At 60.5% G+C, this 15,641-nt stretch carries 13 protein-coding genes; 6 read left to right on the forward strand and 7 right to left on the reverse strand.

Features of this window, described 5'->3' with window-relative positions:
• Nucleotides 1-112: 112 nt before the first annotated feature.
• The 5 genes from ACU680_RS11255 to ACU680_RS11275 all read right to left on the reverse strand — a co-directional run bounded on the left by ACU680_RS11255 (nucleotide 113) and on the right by ACU680_RS11275 (nucleotide 4,915).
• Entirely contained in the window at nucleotides 113-883 is a 771-nt protein-coding gene (locus ACU680_RS11255) for a hypothetical protein (RefSeq protein ID WP_367082479.1), read from the reverse strand.
• Between the two features lie 470 nt (nucleotides 884-1,353).
• Entirely contained in the window at nucleotides 1,354-2,103 is a 750-nt protein-coding gene (gene tcyN, locus ACU680_RS11260; RefSeq protein WP_003220606.1) for an L-cystine ABC transporter ATP-binding protein TcyN, read from the reverse strand.
• 4 nt (nucleotides 2,104-2,107) lie between these two features.
• On the reverse strand, nucleotides 2,108-2,773 hold the full coding sequence (tcyL, locus tag ACU680_RS11265) for a cystine ABC transporter permease (protein WP_003220607.1): 666 nt from the start codon (nucleotides 2,771-2,773) through the stop codon (nucleotides 2,108-2,110).
• The gene (gene tcyJ / locus ACU680_RS11270; RefSeq protein WP_202370864.1) at nucleotides 2,773-3,573 is read right to left on the reverse strand and encodes a cystine ABC transporter substrate-binding protein; all 801 of its coding nucleotides are present in this window, start codon (nucleotides 3,571-3,573) and stop codon (nucleotides 2,773-2,775) included. Before tcyJ ends, tcyL begins: the two co-directional genes overlap by 1 nt.
• A gap of 343 nt (nucleotides 3,574-3,916) precedes the next feature.
• Nucleotides 3,917-4,915 (reverse strand): D-cysteine desulfhydrase, encoded by a 999-nt coding sequence (locus tag ACU680_RS11275; protein WP_448179484.1) that lies wholly within the window; start codon nucleotides 4,913-4,915, stop codon nucleotides 3,917-3,919.
• Between the two features lie 190 nt (nucleotides 4,916-5,105).
• Between ACU680_RS11275 and epsC the strand changes: the two genes are divergently transcribed.
• Nucleotides 5,106-6,032 (forward strand): serine O-acetyltransferase EpsC, encoded by a 927-nt coding sequence (gene epsC, locus ACU680_RS11280; protein WP_095137901.1) that lies wholly within the window; start codon nucleotides 5,106-5,108, stop codon nucleotides 6,030-6,032.
• Between the two features lie 424 nt (nucleotides 6,033-6,456).
• A complete protein-coding gene (betT, locus tag ACU680_RS11285) occupies nucleotides 6,457-8,418 on the forward strand; it encodes a choline transporter BetT (protein ID WP_167734187.1) in 1,962 nt (653 codons plus the stop codon).
• A 24-nt stretch (nucleotides 8,419-8,442) separates the two neighbouring features.
• Here the strand turns inward: betT and ACU680_RS11290 are convergent, their stop codons facing one another.
• Nucleotides 8,443-8,703, reverse strand: a complete 261-nt coding sequence (locus ACU680_RS11290; protein ID WP_003220613.1) for a hypothetical protein — start codon at nucleotides 8,701-8,703, stop codon at nucleotides 8,443-8,445.
• 341 nt (nucleotides 8,704-9,044) lie between these two features.
• Between ACU680_RS11290 and ACU680_RS11295 the strand changes: the two genes are divergently transcribed.
• Entirely contained in the window at nucleotides 9,045-9,446 is a 402-nt protein-coding gene (locus tag ACU680_RS11295; protein ID WP_123585734.1) for a type II toxin-antitoxin system HicB family antitoxin, read from the forward strand.
• A 100-nt stretch (nucleotides 9,447-9,546) separates the two neighbouring features.
• Here ACU680_RS11295 and ACU680_RS11300 read toward each other — a convergent pair whose 3' ends face one another.
• Nucleotides 9,547-10,584, reverse strand: coding sequence for a LacI family DNA-binding transcriptional regulator (locus tag ACU680_RS11300; RefSeq protein ID WP_448179485.1), 1,038 nt, complete (start codon nucleotides 10,582-10,584; stop codon nucleotides 9,547-9,549).
• A 205-nt stretch (nucleotides 10,585-10,789) separates the two neighbouring features.
• Between ACU680_RS11300 and ACU680_RS11305 the strand changes: the two genes are divergently transcribed.
• The 3 genes from ACU680_RS11305 (at nucleotide 10,790) to mgrA (ending at nucleotide 15,564) form a co-directional block, all read left to right on the forward strand.
• Nucleotides 10,790-13,015 (forward strand): TonB-dependent receptor, encoded by a 2,226-nt coding sequence (locus ACU680_RS11305; protein ID WP_448179486.1) that lies wholly within the window; start codon nucleotides 10,790-10,792, stop codon nucleotides 13,013-13,015.
• Between the two features lies 1 nt (nucleotide 13,016).
• Nucleotides 13,017-14,336: an LLM class flavin-dependent oxidoreductase gene (locus tag ACU680_RS11310; protein ID WP_448179487.1), complete on the forward strand. Its 1,320-nt coding sequence runs from the start codon at nucleotides 13,017-13,019 to the stop codon at nucleotides 14,334-14,336.
• 190 nt (nucleotides 14,337-14,526) lie between these two features.
• Nucleotides 14,527-15,564: an L-glyceraldehyde 3-phosphate reductase gene (mgrA, locus tag ACU680_RS11315; protein WP_034148469.1), complete on the forward strand. Its 1,038-nt coding sequence runs from the start codon at nucleotides 14,527-14,529 to the stop codon at nucleotides 15,562-15,564.
• Nucleotides 15,565-15,641 lie beyond the last annotated feature (77 nt).

A 15,641-nucleotide genomic window follows, 5' to 3' on the forward strand; every position in this document is an offset into this window, starting at 1 on the left:
ACTGCGCAGCAGTCGCGAAACCTGATCTCCACGTTTCAATTGAAAGAACGCGTTCTGCAGGTTCTGGGGGCGCTTCGCACCCCAGCGGGAGCAAGCTCCCTCGCCACAAGGTTCAGCGTTCTTCTTGGCGCGATTCGGCGGCCTTCAGATCCTGGCGCAACGGTACCTTCAGATAAGGATTCACACAGCCGATTTTCAGCGTCCGTGGCGGTGCCCAGCGTGAGTTGTTGCCCACCCAGTCGATGATGCAGTAGGTCACGTCCAGACGCAGATCCTCACCGCCTTCGACGATCACCGCCGGTGGCACCCAGACCTGAATCGGCAGGCCGACATCGGCTGCGGTGATCCGGGCCAGGTCCATGCGCACGTCGCCCCAGCGCAAGGTAATGGCGTCGTCCTCGGCCATGTTCAGGTAAGGTTCGATGGTCAGGGGCACACCGCGTTTGATCTGATAGGGGTTCACGCCCTGACGGCGAATGGTGTCAGGCAGCGAGACGGGCGCCAGTTGCTGATTCTCGTCACCGCAGAGCGGCGAAGGCTGGCCGCCGGGGCAGTCGAGCTTGACCTGCACTCGGGTTGCCGCCGACAGCGCCGGCCCTTGACCGATCTGCATCACCCGATAGTGAATCCGTGCGGTGCCACTGGCGATAAAGCTCTCCGGTACCCGCAGGCTGATCGAGGCGCCGACGTCTTCGCTGGTCAAGACCCGCGAGGCAACGTAGCAGTTGTTCCAGAACAGTTCGATCAGATCACCGGCGTCCATGCCGGAATAGGGCAGCACATCAATCAGTAAATGCGCGGCAGCCGCCAGGTTGATCGCGTTGTTGTGTGCGGATGCGAGGTTCGGCGCTGCCAGTTCGGCAATATGCGAAGTGCGGGTCATCAGGTTCTCTCCTTGAAGTCTTGCGGCGAATTCCATGTCTTGAAAAAACAAAAGGCGTGATGAATCGGTAATGCAACCGTGAACTTTTGTTCGGGCTGAGTACGGATTTATTCAACTACTGGGTGCCGGTTGCCGACTAGATAAGAGCGTGCGGGAAAGAGTGTCAATAGAGCATGTTAGTTAATCAATGAATTACGGATTAATCAGAAGCTTCCTACGCTGATCAGGCATGCTGCCTAGCGGTTATGGCGAATGGAACTACGATTCTTCCGGAGTTTCTGCGGTTTCTGTGTAGACCGGTTTAAGTGGTTTTACAGGCGCAAAAGCGCGCCGCAGATTATTTTTATCTGTTGCAGAGGATAAATGTATTGTTTTGACAGGTTTTTAAACTGGAGGGATTCAAATGTTTTTCAGGCGGGGGAAGTATAACTTCCATCCGTGGAAGTTAATGATTCAAAACAATAATGTTCTCAGGCGTGATTCAGGAACTTGCTGAGAAACTGTTGGGTGCGTTCTTCTTTCGGATTGGCAAACAACGCCTTGGCTTCGCCTTGTTCGACGATCACGCCCTTGTCGAAAAACACCACACGGTTGGCCACGTCGCGGGCAAAACCCATTTCGTGGGTGACGATGACCATGGTGCGTTTTTCTTCAGCGAGACCGCGAATGGTCGCCAGCACCTCGCCCACCAGCTCCGGGTCGAGGGCCGAGGTCGGCTCGTCGAACAGGATCACTTCCGGCTCCATCGCCAGCGCCCGGGCAATCGCCACGCGCTGCTGCTGACCGCCGGACAGACGACGCGGATAAGCATCTTCCTTGCCGGCCAGACCGACCTTGGCCAGCAGCTTCATGCCCAGGGCAACGGCTTGCTCGCGCGGCATCTTCTTGACCACGATCGGCCCTTCGATGACGTTTTCCAGCGCCGTGCGGTGGGGGAACAGGTTGAAGTTCTGGAACACGAAGCCCACATGCTGGCGCAGGTTGCGCACCAGGCTCTGTTGCTGGCTCAGCGGGCGGCTGGTATCGATCTCGATATCGCCGACCTTGATCCGGCCGCTGGTGGGTTGTTCAAGGAAATTCAGGCAGCGCAGGAACGTGGTCTTGCCCGAACCGCTGGGGCCGATGATGGCCACGACCTCACCTTCCTTCACCTCAAGATCGATGCCTTTGAGCACCTCTTGACCCTTGAACTGCTTGGTCAGTTTTTCCACGACAATCATGGGGTCAGGACTCCTGGTCATGCCGATTGGCCCGCTCTTCCAACTTGTTCTGCAGGTGCGACAGCACCGTGGCCAGAATCCAGTAGATCAGCGCGGCGGCAAGATACATGGTGAAGACTTCAAAAGTCCGGGCGGTAATCAGTTGCGCCTGGCGGAACAGTTCCGGCACCTGAATGGTGGCGGCCAGTGCCGTGTCCTTGACCAGCGAAATGAAGCTGTTGCCCAGCGGCGGCAGCGCCGTGCGCATGGCCTGCGGCAGGATGGCCCGACGCAGGGTCTGCGCGCGGGTCATGCCGATGCTCGCAGCGGCTTCCCACTGGCCGCGCTCGATCGAACCGATCGCCGCACGCAGGATTTCACAGGCGTAGGCGGCCATGTTCAGCGAGAAGCCGATCAGCGCCGCCGGCAGCGGATCCAGTTCCAGACCCAATTGCGGCAAGCCGTAATAGATTACGAACAGTTGCACCAGCAACGGCGTGCCGCGAAAGAACGACACATAGATGCGGGCAATCCAGCTCACCAGTTTGAAGCGCGACAGGCGCATCAAGGCCAGGCCGAAGCCCAGCAGCAAGCCGAAGAACATGCCGCCCAGACTGAGGATGACCGTGTAATACGCGCCCTTGAGCAGAAAGGGCGCGGAGTCCAGTGCGAGTTGGAAAGCTTCTTCCATTATTTGGTGACGTCAGCGTTGAAGTATTTCTTCGACAGCTTCTCAAGGGTACCGTCGGCACGCAGTTCGTCGAGCGCCTTGTTCACCGCCGCCAGCAGCTCAGGCTCGCCTTTGCGCAGAGCGATACCGGATTCCTGACGGGAGAACGCTTCACCGGCAGCCACGGTTTTCGGGGCTTTCTTGGCGTATTCAAGTGCAGCCAGACGGTCGATCAGGATCGCGTCAGTGCGACCGTTGTTCAGGTCGGCGAACTTGGTCGGATCATCGTCGTAGGTACGCACGTCAGCGCCCGGCACGTTGGCGCGGACCCATTGCTCGTAGTTGGTGCCCAGGCCGACACCGACTTTCTTGCCGGACAGATCGGCGGCAGTCTTGATGTTCAACTTGGCTTCCTTGTCCTTCAGCACCAGCGCCTGAATCCCGGAAACGGTGTACGGCTCGGAGAAGTCATACTTCTTCTTGCGCTCGTCGGAGATGGTCACTTGGTTGACCACGACGTCGAGACGTTTGGATTCCAGTGCAGCGAGGATACCGTCCCACTTGGTCGGCTGAATCTTGGCTTTGACGCCGAGTTTCTGCGCCAGGGCTTCGGAGAGTTCGACTTCGAAACCGGACAGTTTGCCGTCGGCGTCAACGAAACTGAACGGTGGGTAAGTGCCTTCCAGGCCGACGTTGATGACGCCTTTGTCCTTGATCTGTTGCAACTGCTCACCGGCGGATGCCTGGCCGATCAGGCCGGCGCTTAGTGCAAGGCCCAGCGAACCTACCAGCAGATTGCGACGTAGTGCGGAAAAATTCATGACAAGCCCCTGTGTTTTCTTATGGAAGACGCTTAAGGAAAGTTGGCGAATCCGGGAATTCAACGACTACGTTATCGTGCCCTAAAGCAGCTTATGCGTCTTGCCCGAAATTCGCCTGCGGCGAGACTATAAGATGTCTGCTTTAGACTTGAAAATACTTAATATCTGATTTGATATTCATATATGGAATATGAGGCATTTGCCTGGGGCGAGGGAGCTTGCTCCCGCCCGACTGCGCAGCAGTCGCAATACCTGCCGCCAGTGTTCAATTGAAAAACGCGGAAGCAGGTTTGCGGGCGCTGCGCGCCCCAGCGGGAGCAAGCTCCCTCGCCACAAAAGCACTTCAACCGCTCAAAGCATCCTTGTAGGCAAACAACGCCGGCGCCCCACCCGTGTGCAGGAAGATGATCGGACCCTCGTTGAAACGCTGACGGCCGATCCCGTCGAGCAACCCGGCCATGGCCTTGCCGGTATACACCGGGTCGAGCAGCACCGCGTCCTGACTGGCCAACAGTTTCACCGCCGCCAGTGTCCCGGCATTTGGCTCGCCGTAACGCGGGCCGAAGTATTCGTCCCACAACTCGACCTTGAAGTGCTCCGGCAATTTCACGCCCAGCAGCTCCGCCGTGCGCTCGGCCAGACCCTGCACTTTCGGGCGCTGATCTTCTTCGCTGCGCGAGACCGTCACGCCGATTACCGGCAATTGCGGCAGCGCTTCGCTTAACGCCAGCGCCAGGCCGCTGTGGGTCCCGGCGCTGCCCGAGGCCAGTACCACGGCAGCGAAACTCAGGCCGGTGTCCTTGATCTGCTCGGCCAGTTCCAGGCCGGCACGCACGTAGCCCAATGCACCAAGGGCATTCGAGCCGCCGATCGGCACCAGATAGGGTTTCTTGCCATTGCTGCGCAGGCGCACTGCGAGGGCGGCCAGTAATTCGTCGGCGTTGTCGAGGTTGTCCACCAGCTCGACCTTGGTGTCGAACAAGTCCAGCAGCAGGCGGTTGCCGTTGCCGGTGTAGTTGCTGTAGTCGGTGCCCAGCGGATTTTCCAGCAGCGCCACGCAACCCAGGCCGAGTTTGGCCGCCAATGCGGCGGTCTGGCGTACGTGGTTCGATTGCAGGGCGCCGGCGGTGATCAGCGTGTCGGCGCCTTGGGCGAGGGCGTCGGCGGCAAGGTATTCGAGTTTGCGCAGCTTGTTGCCACCCATGGCCAACGGCGTCAGGTCATCGCGTTTGATGTACACATCGCGGCCCAGCCAGGCGGACAGGCGTTCGAGTTTTTCCAGTGGCGTGGGTTGGCCGAGCAGGTTGAGGCGGTTAAAGCGATCCAGCTGTTGTTTGATCATGAGCCCGTACTGGCGGAGGAAGATGACAGGACTATAGGCAGGCGGTTTTACCGGGGCAACCGTGAATTGCTTATAGCTAAATGTGCTTAGGCCAGCACTATCGGTTCTTAATTCGCCCTCATGGGCATGTCGTAAAGTAGTCGCCGTTGACGCGGCCCGACCGTCCGGCCGCCCGTGAGGAGTCTTTACCGTGAGCGAGCGTTCCAGCCATTGGCAATTGCAGACCATCGTCAGCCAACTGCGTACCGCGCGGGATCAGTGGCGTACCCAGAATGGCCGCGCCAGCGGCGAGCAGGGTGGTCGCGAGTTGCCGTCCCGCGCGGCGATGGCCGAGATTCTCGAGGCGCTGTGTGGCGCGTTGTTTCCGATGCGGCTGGGGCCGGTGGATCTGCGTGAGGAGAGTGAGGACTTCTATGTCGGGCATACCCTCGATACCTCGTTGAATGCCTTGCTGGCGCAGGCGCGGCTGGAGTTGCGTTATGTCGCCCGGCACAGCGCTCAAGGCGATGCTGACGTCGAAGCTCAGGCGATCCGCATCATTCAGGATTTTGCCCTGGCCTTGCCGGGTTTGCGCAGTTTGCTCGACACCGATGTGCTGGCGGCCTATCACGGCGACCCGGCGGCACGCAGTGTTGATGAAGTGCTGCTGTGCTATCCGGGGATTCTGGCGGTGATTCACCATCGTCTGGCGCACCATCTGTATCGCGCCGGGTTGCCGTTGCTGGCGCGAATCAGCGCGGAGATTGCGCACTCGGCCACCGGCATCGATATCCATCCGGGCGCGCAGATCGGCCGCAGCTTCTTCATCGACCACGGCACGGGTGTGGTGATCGGCGAGACCGCGATCATCGGCGAGCGGGTACGGATTTATCAGGCCGTGACTCTGGGCGCCAAGCGCTTCCCGGCGGATGAAGACGGGCAGTTGCAGAAGGGCCATCCGCGGCATCCGATTGTCGAGGATGACGTGGTGATTTACGCCGGGGCGACGATTCTGGGGCGGATCACCATCGGTCAGGGGTCGACCATTGGTGGCAATGTCTGGCTGACGCGCAGCGTGCCGGCGGGGAGCAATCTGACTCAGGCCAATCTGCAGCATGATGACGGGACGCAGAAGTAAAACATCCAATTCGTTTGTGGCGAGGGAGCTTGCTCCCGCTGGAGGCCGCAGGACTCCCAATTGCGACTGACGCCGGATTGGGACTGCTGCGCAGTCCAGCGGGAGCAAGCGCCCTCGCCACAATTTTCGCATCGACTCAGGTTGATGGCATTCAGCCAATTCTCCATTGAACGAATCCCCCCAAACCCGCGTCATACCCCTCCTTGGGCTACTGTAGGAAAACTACCGCCTGGCCCTGCGATTAGTCCTTACCACCCTATCCATGTTTAACTTGAACGTTCATTCAAGTTAAACCGGTGGTTCGCTGCCCGCTCACAACAGGAGGCTTGCCTTTGCTGAGTCCGATCATTTCAGCCACGTTTCAACCCCTCGAGGTGCACGTTTCATGAGTGCATCGTCTACCCCCGCCAGCGGTCTGGTTCGCATGAATCCGCCGGTGTTCTACTTCGCCGCGACGGTCATTCTGCTGTTTGGTCTGGTTGTCATCGCCATGCCGGAACAGGCCGGCGCCTGGTTGCTGGCTGCGCAAAACTGGGCGGCCAATACGGTCGGCTGGTACTACATGCTCGCGATGACGCTGTATCTGGTCTTCGTGGTGGTCACCGCGTTATCGGGCTACGGCAAGATAAAACTCGGTGCCGACCACGACGAACCCGAGTTCAGTTACCTGTCCTGGGCCGGCATGCTGTTCGCCGCCGGGATCAGCATCACGCTGTTTTTCTTTTGCGTATCCGAGCCACTGACGCACCTGGCCCAACCGCCGCAAGGCGAGGCCGGCACCGCCGATGCGGCGCGGCAGGCGATGCAGATTCTGTTTCTGCACTGGGGCCTGCACGGCTGGGGCGTGTTCGCCTTCGTCGGCATGGCGCTGGCCTATTTCGCTTACCGGCATAACCTGCCGCTGGCCTTGCGTTCGGCGCTGTATCCGCTGATCGGCAAGCGCATCAACGGCCCCATCGGTTACGCGGTGGACGGCTTCGGCATCATCGCCACGGTGTTCGGTCTGGGGGCCGACATGGGCTTCGGCGTATTGCACCTCAACTCCGGTCTCGACTACCTGTTCGGCATCGCCCACACCCAATGGATTCAGGTCGGCCTGATCACGCTGATGATGGGTGCGGCGATCATCGTCGCCGTGTCGGGTGTGGACAAGGGCGTGCGGGTGATGTCCGACATCAACATGCTGCTGGCCTGTGCGCTGCTGCTGTTCGTGTTGTTCGCAGGTCCCACCCAGCACCTGCTCAACACGCTGATCCAGAACCTCGGCGATTACCTCGGCGCGTTGCCGATGAAGAGTTTCGACCTCTACGCCTACGACAAACCGAGCGATTGGCTCGGTGGCTGGACGGTGTTCTATTGGGCCTGGTGGATCGCATGGTCGCCGTTCGTGGGCCTGTTCATCGCGCGCATTTCCCGTGGTCGGACCATCCGTGAATTCGTCTTCGGCGTGCTGCTGATTCCACTCGGTTTCACCCTGGCGTGGATGTCGATTTTCGGCAACAGCGCCATCGATCAGGTGCTCAATCACGGCATGTCGGCGCTGGGCATGTCGGCCCTCGACAATCCGTCGATGAGCCTTTACCTGCTGCTGGAAACCTACCCGTGGAGCAAGACCGTCATCGCGGTGACGGTGTTCATCAGCTTCGTGTTCTTCGTCACTTCTGCCGACTCCGGCACCGTGGTGCTCTCGACGCTGTCGGCCAAGGGCGGCAACCCGGACGAAGACGGGCCGAAATGGCTGCGAGTGTTCTGGGGCGCGATGACCGCGCTGGTGACCAGTGCACTGCTGTTCTCCGGCAGCATCGATGCGCTGAAATCGGCGGTGGTGCTGACCTCGTTGCCGTTCTCGATGATTTTGCTGCTGATGATGTGGGGCCTGCACAAGGCGTTCTATCTGGAATCGCAGAAGCAGATCGCGCAGCTGCATTCGCTGGCCCCGGTCTCCGGTTCGCGGCGTGGCACCGGCGGCTGGCGCCAGCGCCTGAGTCAGGCGGTGCACTTCCCCTCACGCGACGAGGTGTACCGCTTCATGGACACCACGGTGCGCCCGGCGATTGAAGAAGTGACGGCGGTATTCGTCGAGAAGGGCCTGAACGTGGTCACGCAGCCGGATCCGGCGCACGACAACATCAGCCTGGAAATCGGCCACGGTGAGCAGCATCCGTTCATCTATCAGGTGCAGATGCGCGGCTACTTCACGCCGTCGTTCGCCCGCGGCGGCATGGGTTCCAAGCAACTCAACAACCGCCGCTACTACCGCGCTGAAGTGCACTTGAGCGAGGGCAGTCAGGACTACGATCTGGTCGGCTACACCAAGGAACAGATCATCAACGACATCCTCGACCAGTACGAACGTCACATGCAGTTCCTGCATCTGGTGCGTTGATCGGCAACTGAGCGCCGGGACGTTTCACGACTCGGCGCTCAGCACCATGAACAACACCATCGCCGCCATCGGCACCCCGAACACCGCACTGCCCACCGCGATCTCCGATCCCAGCGGCTGCCCGGCATGCACCACCCCCACCGCACCATTGATCACCGTCAACGCCAGCCACAGCGCGGCGAAGCTGTAGGCCAGCGTCTGCCGGCTGAAACCGACGCGCTCGCCGATGTAGAGCATCAGGGCCAGCAGGACCAGGCCGAAGAAGATGATGATGGCGGTGTGCATGGATGTGCCTTTTGGGTTTTGCGGTGCCTGATCGGACGCCTTCGCGGGCAAGCCCGCTCCCACAGTGATCTCGGTCATTCACAGATTCTGCTACAACCAAAATCCTGTGTGAGCGGGCTTGCCCGCGAAAGGGCCACCTCGGTGTTACTTCGAGCATAGACAACTCTGCCTTCCATTCGCCTTATTCCGTTGATTAGCTTTAGTTTCGCGCAGTGGCATTGATGCGAAAACTGAGTCCACCCTCAGGTAATGATCAATTTCAAGATGTGTATTTTGACTTCTTGTCTGGGGGGTTGAACCTATAGTGGCCAGCATCAACTGATGTATGGAAAGGATTGCAGATGAAATTCCCGGTCGTTCTGCACAAGGATGCCGACTCGGACTACGGAGTGATTGTCCCGGATGTACCGGGGTGCTTCTCCGCAGGTACCACGGTAGCCGAAGCCTTCGAAAACACTCAGGAGGCTCTGGCCCTGCACTATGAGGGGCTGGTGGCTGATGGCGCGCCATTGCCTCGTGTTCAGGATATTGATGCGCATATCGAAAACCCGGATTACGCGGGTGGAATCTGGGGTGTTGTCGACTTTGATATCACACCCTATTTCGGCAAGTCGGTACGCTTCAATGCCACGCTGCCCGAGCAACTGCTGGAGCGTATTGATCAAACAGTCCGGCGTGATCAGCGCTACAGTTCTCGCTCCGGGTTTCTGGCCGCCGCTGCGTTACGCGAATTGTCGGCATGATGAACAACCTGTAGGAGCTGCCGCAGGCTGCGATCTTTTGATTCTGGCTTTGAAAAGCGAAAGATCGCAGCCTGCGGCAGCTCCTACCGAGGCATGTGTGTCAGGTGCTCTCGCGCTCGATCACATTGCACTGCAATAGATTCAGCCGCTGCACATCATCGCTCGGCAACACCCCAAGGCTTTCCAATACCCGCGTTGCCGCCAGCACGCCAATCTCCAATGCCGGTGGTTTGATCGTGCTCAGGCTCGGCAACAGCATCTCGGCGAACGGGTAATCGCCGAAGCCGAGCACGGCGCAGTCTTCGGGGATTTTGATGCCTGCGCGTTGCCCGGCGAGCAGGCCGCCGGCGGCGAGGTTGTCGTTGGCGAAGATGATCGCGTCGGGGCGCGGAGCGGCGTTCATCAGCGCTTCCATTGCTTGCTTGCCGGCTTCGAACGGCGCGCGGTCGGCGTCCGGGGCGAACACCCACGGCTGCAGTCCGAACTCGCGCACGGTGGCGGCGTAACCGTCGCGACGTTCGAGGGCACTGAGGTCACCAGGGGCGCTGTTCTGCACGAAGGCGATGCGGCGATAGCCTTTGTCATGCAGATAACGCGCAGCGGTCACGCCGACTTCATAGTGCGAGAAGCCGATCTGCATCGGCTCGCGATCCGGCTGGTAATCCCAGGTTTCGATCACCGGAATGTCTGCCTCGGCGATCATCTTTTCCGTGCCCGCACTGTGGAAGTGGCTGGTCAGCACCAGCGCAGCCGGCGACCAGCCGAGAAATGCGCGCACGGCATTTTCTTCCTGCTCGGTACTGAAGTAACTCGACGCCAGCAGCAATTGATAACCGTGGCGGCTGAGGGTGTCGCTGAAGCCCTGAATGGTGTTGGCGAAGATCGGCCCGGAGATGTTCGGAATCACCATGCCGACGATTTTCCCGCGCGCCGAGGCCAGACCGCCGGCCACCAGATTCGGCACATAACCCAGCTCGGCAACCACCTGCGCAATTCGCTCGCGACGTTCCGGCGAGACGGTTTCTGGCTGATTGAAATAGCGCGACACGGTGATTGCCGACACACCCGCCTCGCGCGCCACCGCATTGAGGGTTACGCGTCCGGCACCACGGCGTTTGCGGGGCTTTTCCTGGTTCAAGGCTCGATCCTTCTTAAAAACCAAAACGCATATAAAAGTAATTTTTCAGTATTGGACGCTCTATGACGAGCTTGCCGATACTGGCGATGTTAGCGCTAACAACGCGCATTGTCTGCTACTCGCTCGAGCGAATGCCCAAGACACCGATTCAGGCGCTGTCGTCGCAGAACGGCAGCGGTTCAGGGCCAATTTCGAGCGGGCAACCATGCACAACATTCCTGGGGCGACACACAAACTGGCGCAGTCGATTCGCGCCGCTGGCTGGATTTTTACCGGGCTGGCTGCGTTACCGCTGGCCGATGCGCTGGCGGCTGACAGCAGCGATCAGGAGCCAACCCTCAAGTCCGTCACGGTCACTGCCACCCGCCGTGAAGAGTCACTGCAAAAGGTGCCGGTGGCGGTCTCGGTGATCGACGGCGAACAACTGGAGCGCGACAACCGCAACGGTGTGGCGAGCATCGTCCAGCAAGTGCCGTCGCTGAATTTCCGTACCGGTGCGTCGAACAAGGACACCTCGTTGTTTGTGCGTGGCGTCGGCACGATTTCCACCTCGCCCGGCGTCGAGCCAACGGTGGCCACGGTGATCGATGGCGTGGTCTATGCGCGTCCCGGTCAATCGACCCTTGATCTGCTGGATCTGGAACGCGTCGAAGTGCTGCGTGGCCCGCAAGGCACGCTGTTCGGCAAGAATGCCTCGGCCGGTGTGCTCAACATCACCAGCAAGGCGCCGACCAACGAGACCCACGGTTACATCGACCAGTCGTACTTCAGCGGTAACGAAAGCCGCACCCGCTTCGGCATTGGCGGCAGCCTGATTCCGGACACGCTCAAGGGTTCGATCAGCACCCTGTTCGGCACATACGACGGCAACGTCGACAACAAAAACAACGGCCAGGAGGTCAACGGTTACAACCATCGCGGCGTGCGCGGCAAACTCGAATTCACGCCCAATGACGACATCACCTTCACCCTGATCGCCGACTACATGCAATCCCACGACGACGGTCCCAACGGCGTGGTCAGCAAGTCGCTGACCCCGGCCTTCGCCAACGCGCTGAGCCCGGTCTACGCCAGCAGCCACAACCGCGACATCAACACCGACACCCGCACTCACGTTGAAGACACCAACAAAGGCCTGTCCGGCCAGCTCGACTGGCAACTGGGCGATTACACCCTGACCTCGATCACCGCGTGGCGCGGCTGGGACAACACCCAGTATCAGGATGGCGATCGGCTGAGCACGATCAGCGCAGCGTTCCCCGGTACCGCCGACCAGGGTGATCTGGCCTTTGATCAGTACTCGCAGGAGCTGCGCTTGGCTTCGCCGAAAGGTGAGTTCCTCGAATACGTTGGCGGCCTGTTCTACATGCACGGCAAGGATGACGAGACCTATCAGCGCACTTTGACCACCACCACGCGCACCGACCGTGGCGTCGCCGATTACAGCACCACCAGCGACAGCTACGCCGCGTTCGGCGAAGCCACGCTGAACTTCACCTCGGACTTTCGTGGCATCGCCGGCCTGCGCTACACCCACGATGATCTTGAATACGCTCACCGCCGCGTCTCCACGTCGGCGACCACAGTCAGCGGCATTCAGCCGGCCACCAGCAGTTCCGGTTCGGTGGACGAGGACGGCTGGTCCGGCCGGCTAGGTGTGCAGTACGACCTCAGCGATGCGGTCACCACGTATCTGACCTATTCGCGTGGCTACAAAGGCCCGGCGTACAACGTGTTCTTCAACATGCAGCCGCGTGACACCGAAGCGCTGAAACCGGAGACCTCGAACACCTGGGAGGCGGGCATCAAAGCGACGAGCTGGAACAATCGGCTGACCACCAACCTTGCGGTGTTCCACAGCGATTACGACAACTACCAGGCGAACTTTTTCGACACCGTCGCCGGGCAAGTGGTGACGCGCCTGATCAACGCCGGCAGCGTCAGCACCGAAGGCGTCGAACTCGATTACGCCTTGCAGGCGACCCAGCAACTGAAGTTCTCCGGGGCGCTGGCTTACACCCGCGCGCGCATCGACCAATTCAGCTGCCCGGCGGGCGCGGCGGCATCGTGCAACGTCAATGGCAAACCGTTGCCGTTCAGTCCGGACTGGAAAAGCTACGTGCGTGCCGACTACACCATCCCGCTGGAAAACGGTCTGGATATCGAACTCGGCACCGACTACAGCTGGCAGAGCGAAGTGCAGTACGACATCAGTCAGAACACCGATACCAAGCAGGGCGCCTACGGCATCTGGAACGCCAGCGTGGCGCTGGCCGATTACAGCAATGGCTGGCGCGTGGCGCTGCTGGGCAAGAACCTCGCCGACAAGTCCTACTCACCGCTGCTGGCCAGCGGCGGCAACTACATCTACCGCGCCGTGCCACGGGATGACGAGCGCTACTTCGGCGTGCAATTGCGCAAGGATTTCTGAGATGAGCAGACAGCTGAAACTCGGCGCCTTTCTCATGGCCACCGGGCATCACGTCGCCGCGTGGCGTCACCCGCAGGTGCCGGCCAATGCCGGTCTGGATTTCGCCCACTACAAGCGTCTGGCGCAGATCGCCGAGGCGGCGAAATTCGATGCGCTGTTCGTCGCCGACAGTGTTGCCGCGCCGACGCAGGACATCGCCAGCCGCATGGCGCGCTCGGATCACTTCGAACCGCTGACCTTGCTCTCGGCCCTGAGCGCGGTGACCGAACACATCGGCCTGATCGCCACGGCGACCACCAGCTACAACGAGCCGTATCACGTGGCGCGCAAATTCGCTTCGCTCGATCATCTGTCGGGTGGCCGCGCCGGGTGGAATCTGGTGACCTCGGACAACGCCGCCGAAGCGCTGAATTTCGGTCGCGACGAGCACATCGGCCACGCCGAACGCTACAGCCGCGCCCGGGAGTTTCATCAGGTGGTCACCGGGCTGTGGGACAGTTGGGAGGATGATGCGTTTGTCCGCGACAAGGCCAGTGGCGCCTATTACGACCCTGCAAAGTTGCACGTGCTGGATCACGTCGGTGAGCACTTTCGGGTGAAAGGCCCGCTGAACGTCGCGCGCTCGCCGCAGGGGCAACCGGTGATCGTGCAGGCCGGTTCATCGGAGACCGGGCGTGAACTGGCGGCACAGACCGCTGAGGTGGTGTTCACCGCGCAGACTTCGCTATCGGGCGCGCAGGCGTTCTACGCCGACCTCAAGGGGCGTCTGGCCAAGTACGGGCGCAGTGCCGATTCGCTGAAAATCATGCCGGGGGTGTTTGTCGTCGTCGGGCAGACAGAAGCCGAAGCGCAGGAAAAATGTGAAACGTTTCAGCAATTGGTCGAACCGGAGGTTGGCGTGGCGTTGCTTGGGCGTATGCTGGGCAACTTCGACTTGTCGAAGTACCCGCTGGACGGCCCGTTACCGGAGTTGCCACTGACCGACAGCGGCCAGCAGAGCCGGCAAAAATTGCTGACTGAACTGGCGGGGCGGGAGAATCTGACCCTCGCCGAATTGGGCCGCAGGATTGCCGGTGGGCGTGGGCATTACAGTCTGGTCGGCACACCGGCGCAGATCGCCGATCGCTTGCAGGAATGGTTCGAGCAGGGCGCGGCGGATGGTTTCAACGTGTTGGTACCGCACCTTCCGGGCGGGCTGGAAGATTTCGCCCATGGCGTGGTCCCGGAACTGCAACGGCGTGGGTTGTTCAGAACCGAGTATGAGGGCCGGACCTTGCGCGAGAACCTCGGCCTTGCCCGACCCATAAACAAATTTGTGTAAAGACTTTTGTGGCGAGGGAGCTTGCTCCCGCTGGTCTGCGAAGCAGGCCTAAAACCTGCAATCGCATTCAGCCAGGCATACCGCGCTGGATGGTTTTGCGGTTGCTGCGCAACCGAGCGGGAGCAAGCTCCCTCGCCACAGGTTTGAAATTCACCCTCAATTTGCTGTCAATCAAACAAGAGAGGATTCGATGACTTACACCGCTGCCGAAAACCGCTACGACTCCATCCCTTACCGCCGCGTCGGCCGCAGCGGTCTGGTGCTGCCGGCGCTGTCGCTGGGCCTGTGGCACAACTTCGGCGACAGCACGCCGATCGACACCCAGCGTGCCCTGCTGCGTACCGCGTTCGACCTGGGCATCAACCACTTTGACCTCGCCAACAACTACGGCCCGCCGTACGGCAGCGCCGAGATCAATTTCGGTCGTTTGCTGCGTGAAGACTTCAAGCAGTACCGCGATGAACTGATCATCTCCAGCAAGGCCGGTTGGGACATGTGGCCTGGCCCGTACGGTCAGGGCGGCGGTTCGCGCAAATACGTGCTGGCCAGCCTCGACCAAAGCCTGCAGCGCCTCGGTCTGGACTATGTGGATATCTTCTATTCGCACCGCTTCGACCCGGACACCCCGCTGGAAGAAACCGCCAGCGCCCTCGCCACCGCCGTGCAACAGGGCAAGGCGCTGTACATCGGCATCTCGTCGTACTCCGGGGTGAAAACCCGCGAGATCGCCGCGCTGCTCAAGGAATGGAAAGTGCCGCTGCTGATTCATCAGCCGGCGTACAACCTGCTCAATCGCTGGGTGGAAAAAGACCTGCTCGACACCACCGACGAACTCGGCACTGGCGTCATTGCGTTCACGCCGCTGGCGCAAGGTCTGCTGACCGACAAGTACCTCAACGGCGTGCCGGCGGATGCGCGGGTCAATCGTCCGGGCGGTGGTTCGCTGCAGGCTTCGCACTTGTCCGATGCCAACATTGCCCACGTGCGTGCGTTGAACGAGATCGCCAAACGTCGCGGCCAGAGCCTGGCGCAACTGGCGCTGGCCTGGACCCTGCGTGATCCGCGAGTGACCTCGGCGCTGATCGGTGCGAGCCGGCCGGAGCAGATCATCGAGAACGTCGGGGCGTTGAAGAATCTGAGTTTCAGTGCTGAGGAACTGGCGGAGATCGACCGGTTTGCCCAGGAGGGCGGGATTAATCTGTGGGAGAAGCCTTCGACGGCGGAGTGAGTCACCCTCACCCCAGCCCTCTCCCGGAGGGAGAGGGAGCCGACCGAGGTGTCTTGCGTCGTAAATCGACCTGAGAA

It is taken from the genome of Pseudomonas sp. LF020 (assembly GCF_053456425.1).

What these genes read in the sequence shown, in the direction of transcription:
- ACU680_RS11305 (WP_448179486.1), top strand. Translation starts at nt 10,790, where the DNA reads ATGCACAACATTCCTGGGGCGACACACAAACTGGCGCAGTCGATTCGC.
- tcyN (WP_003220606.1), bottom strand. Translation starts at nt 2,103, where the DNA reads ATGATTGTCGTGGAAAAACTGACCAAGCAGTTCAAGGGTCAAGAGGTG.
- ACU680_RS11255 (WP_367082479.1), bottom strand. Translation starts at nt 883, where the DNA reads ATGACCCGCACTTCGCATATTGCCGAACTGGCAGCGCCGAACCTCGCA.
- ACU680_RS11310 (WP_448179487.1), top strand. Translation starts at nt 13,017, where the DNA reads ATGAGCAGACAGCTGAAACTCGGCGCCTTTCTCATGGCCACCGGGCAT.
- betT (WP_167734187.1), top strand. Translation starts at nt 6,457, where the DNA reads ATGAATCCGCCGGTGTTCTACTTCGCCGCGACGGTCATTCTGCTGTTT.
- ACU680_RS11290 (WP_003220613.1), bottom strand. Translation starts at nt 8,703, where the DNA reads ATGCACACCGCCATCATCATCTTCTTCGGCCTGGTCCTGCTGGCCCTG.
- mgrA (WP_034148469.1), top strand. Translation starts at nt 14,527, where the DNA reads ATGACTTACACCGCTGCCGAAAACCGCTACGACTCCATCCCTTACCGC.
- tcyL (WP_003220607.1), bottom strand. Translation starts at nt 2,773, where the DNA reads ATGGAAGAAGCTTTCCAACTCGCACTGGACTCCGCGCCCTTTCTGCTC.
- tcyJ (WP_202370864.1), bottom strand. Translation starts at nt 3,573, where the DNA reads ATGAATTTTTCCGCACTACGTCGCAATCTGCTGGTAGGTTCGCTGGGC.
- ACU680_RS11275 (WP_448179484.1), bottom strand. Translation starts at nt 4,915, where the DNA reads ATGATCAAACAACAGCTGGATCGCTTTAACCGCCTCAACCTGCTCGGC.
- ACU680_RS11295 (WP_123585734.1), top strand. Translation starts at nt 9,045, where the DNA reads ATGAAATTCCCGGTCGTTCTGCACAAGGATGCCGACTCGGACTACGGA.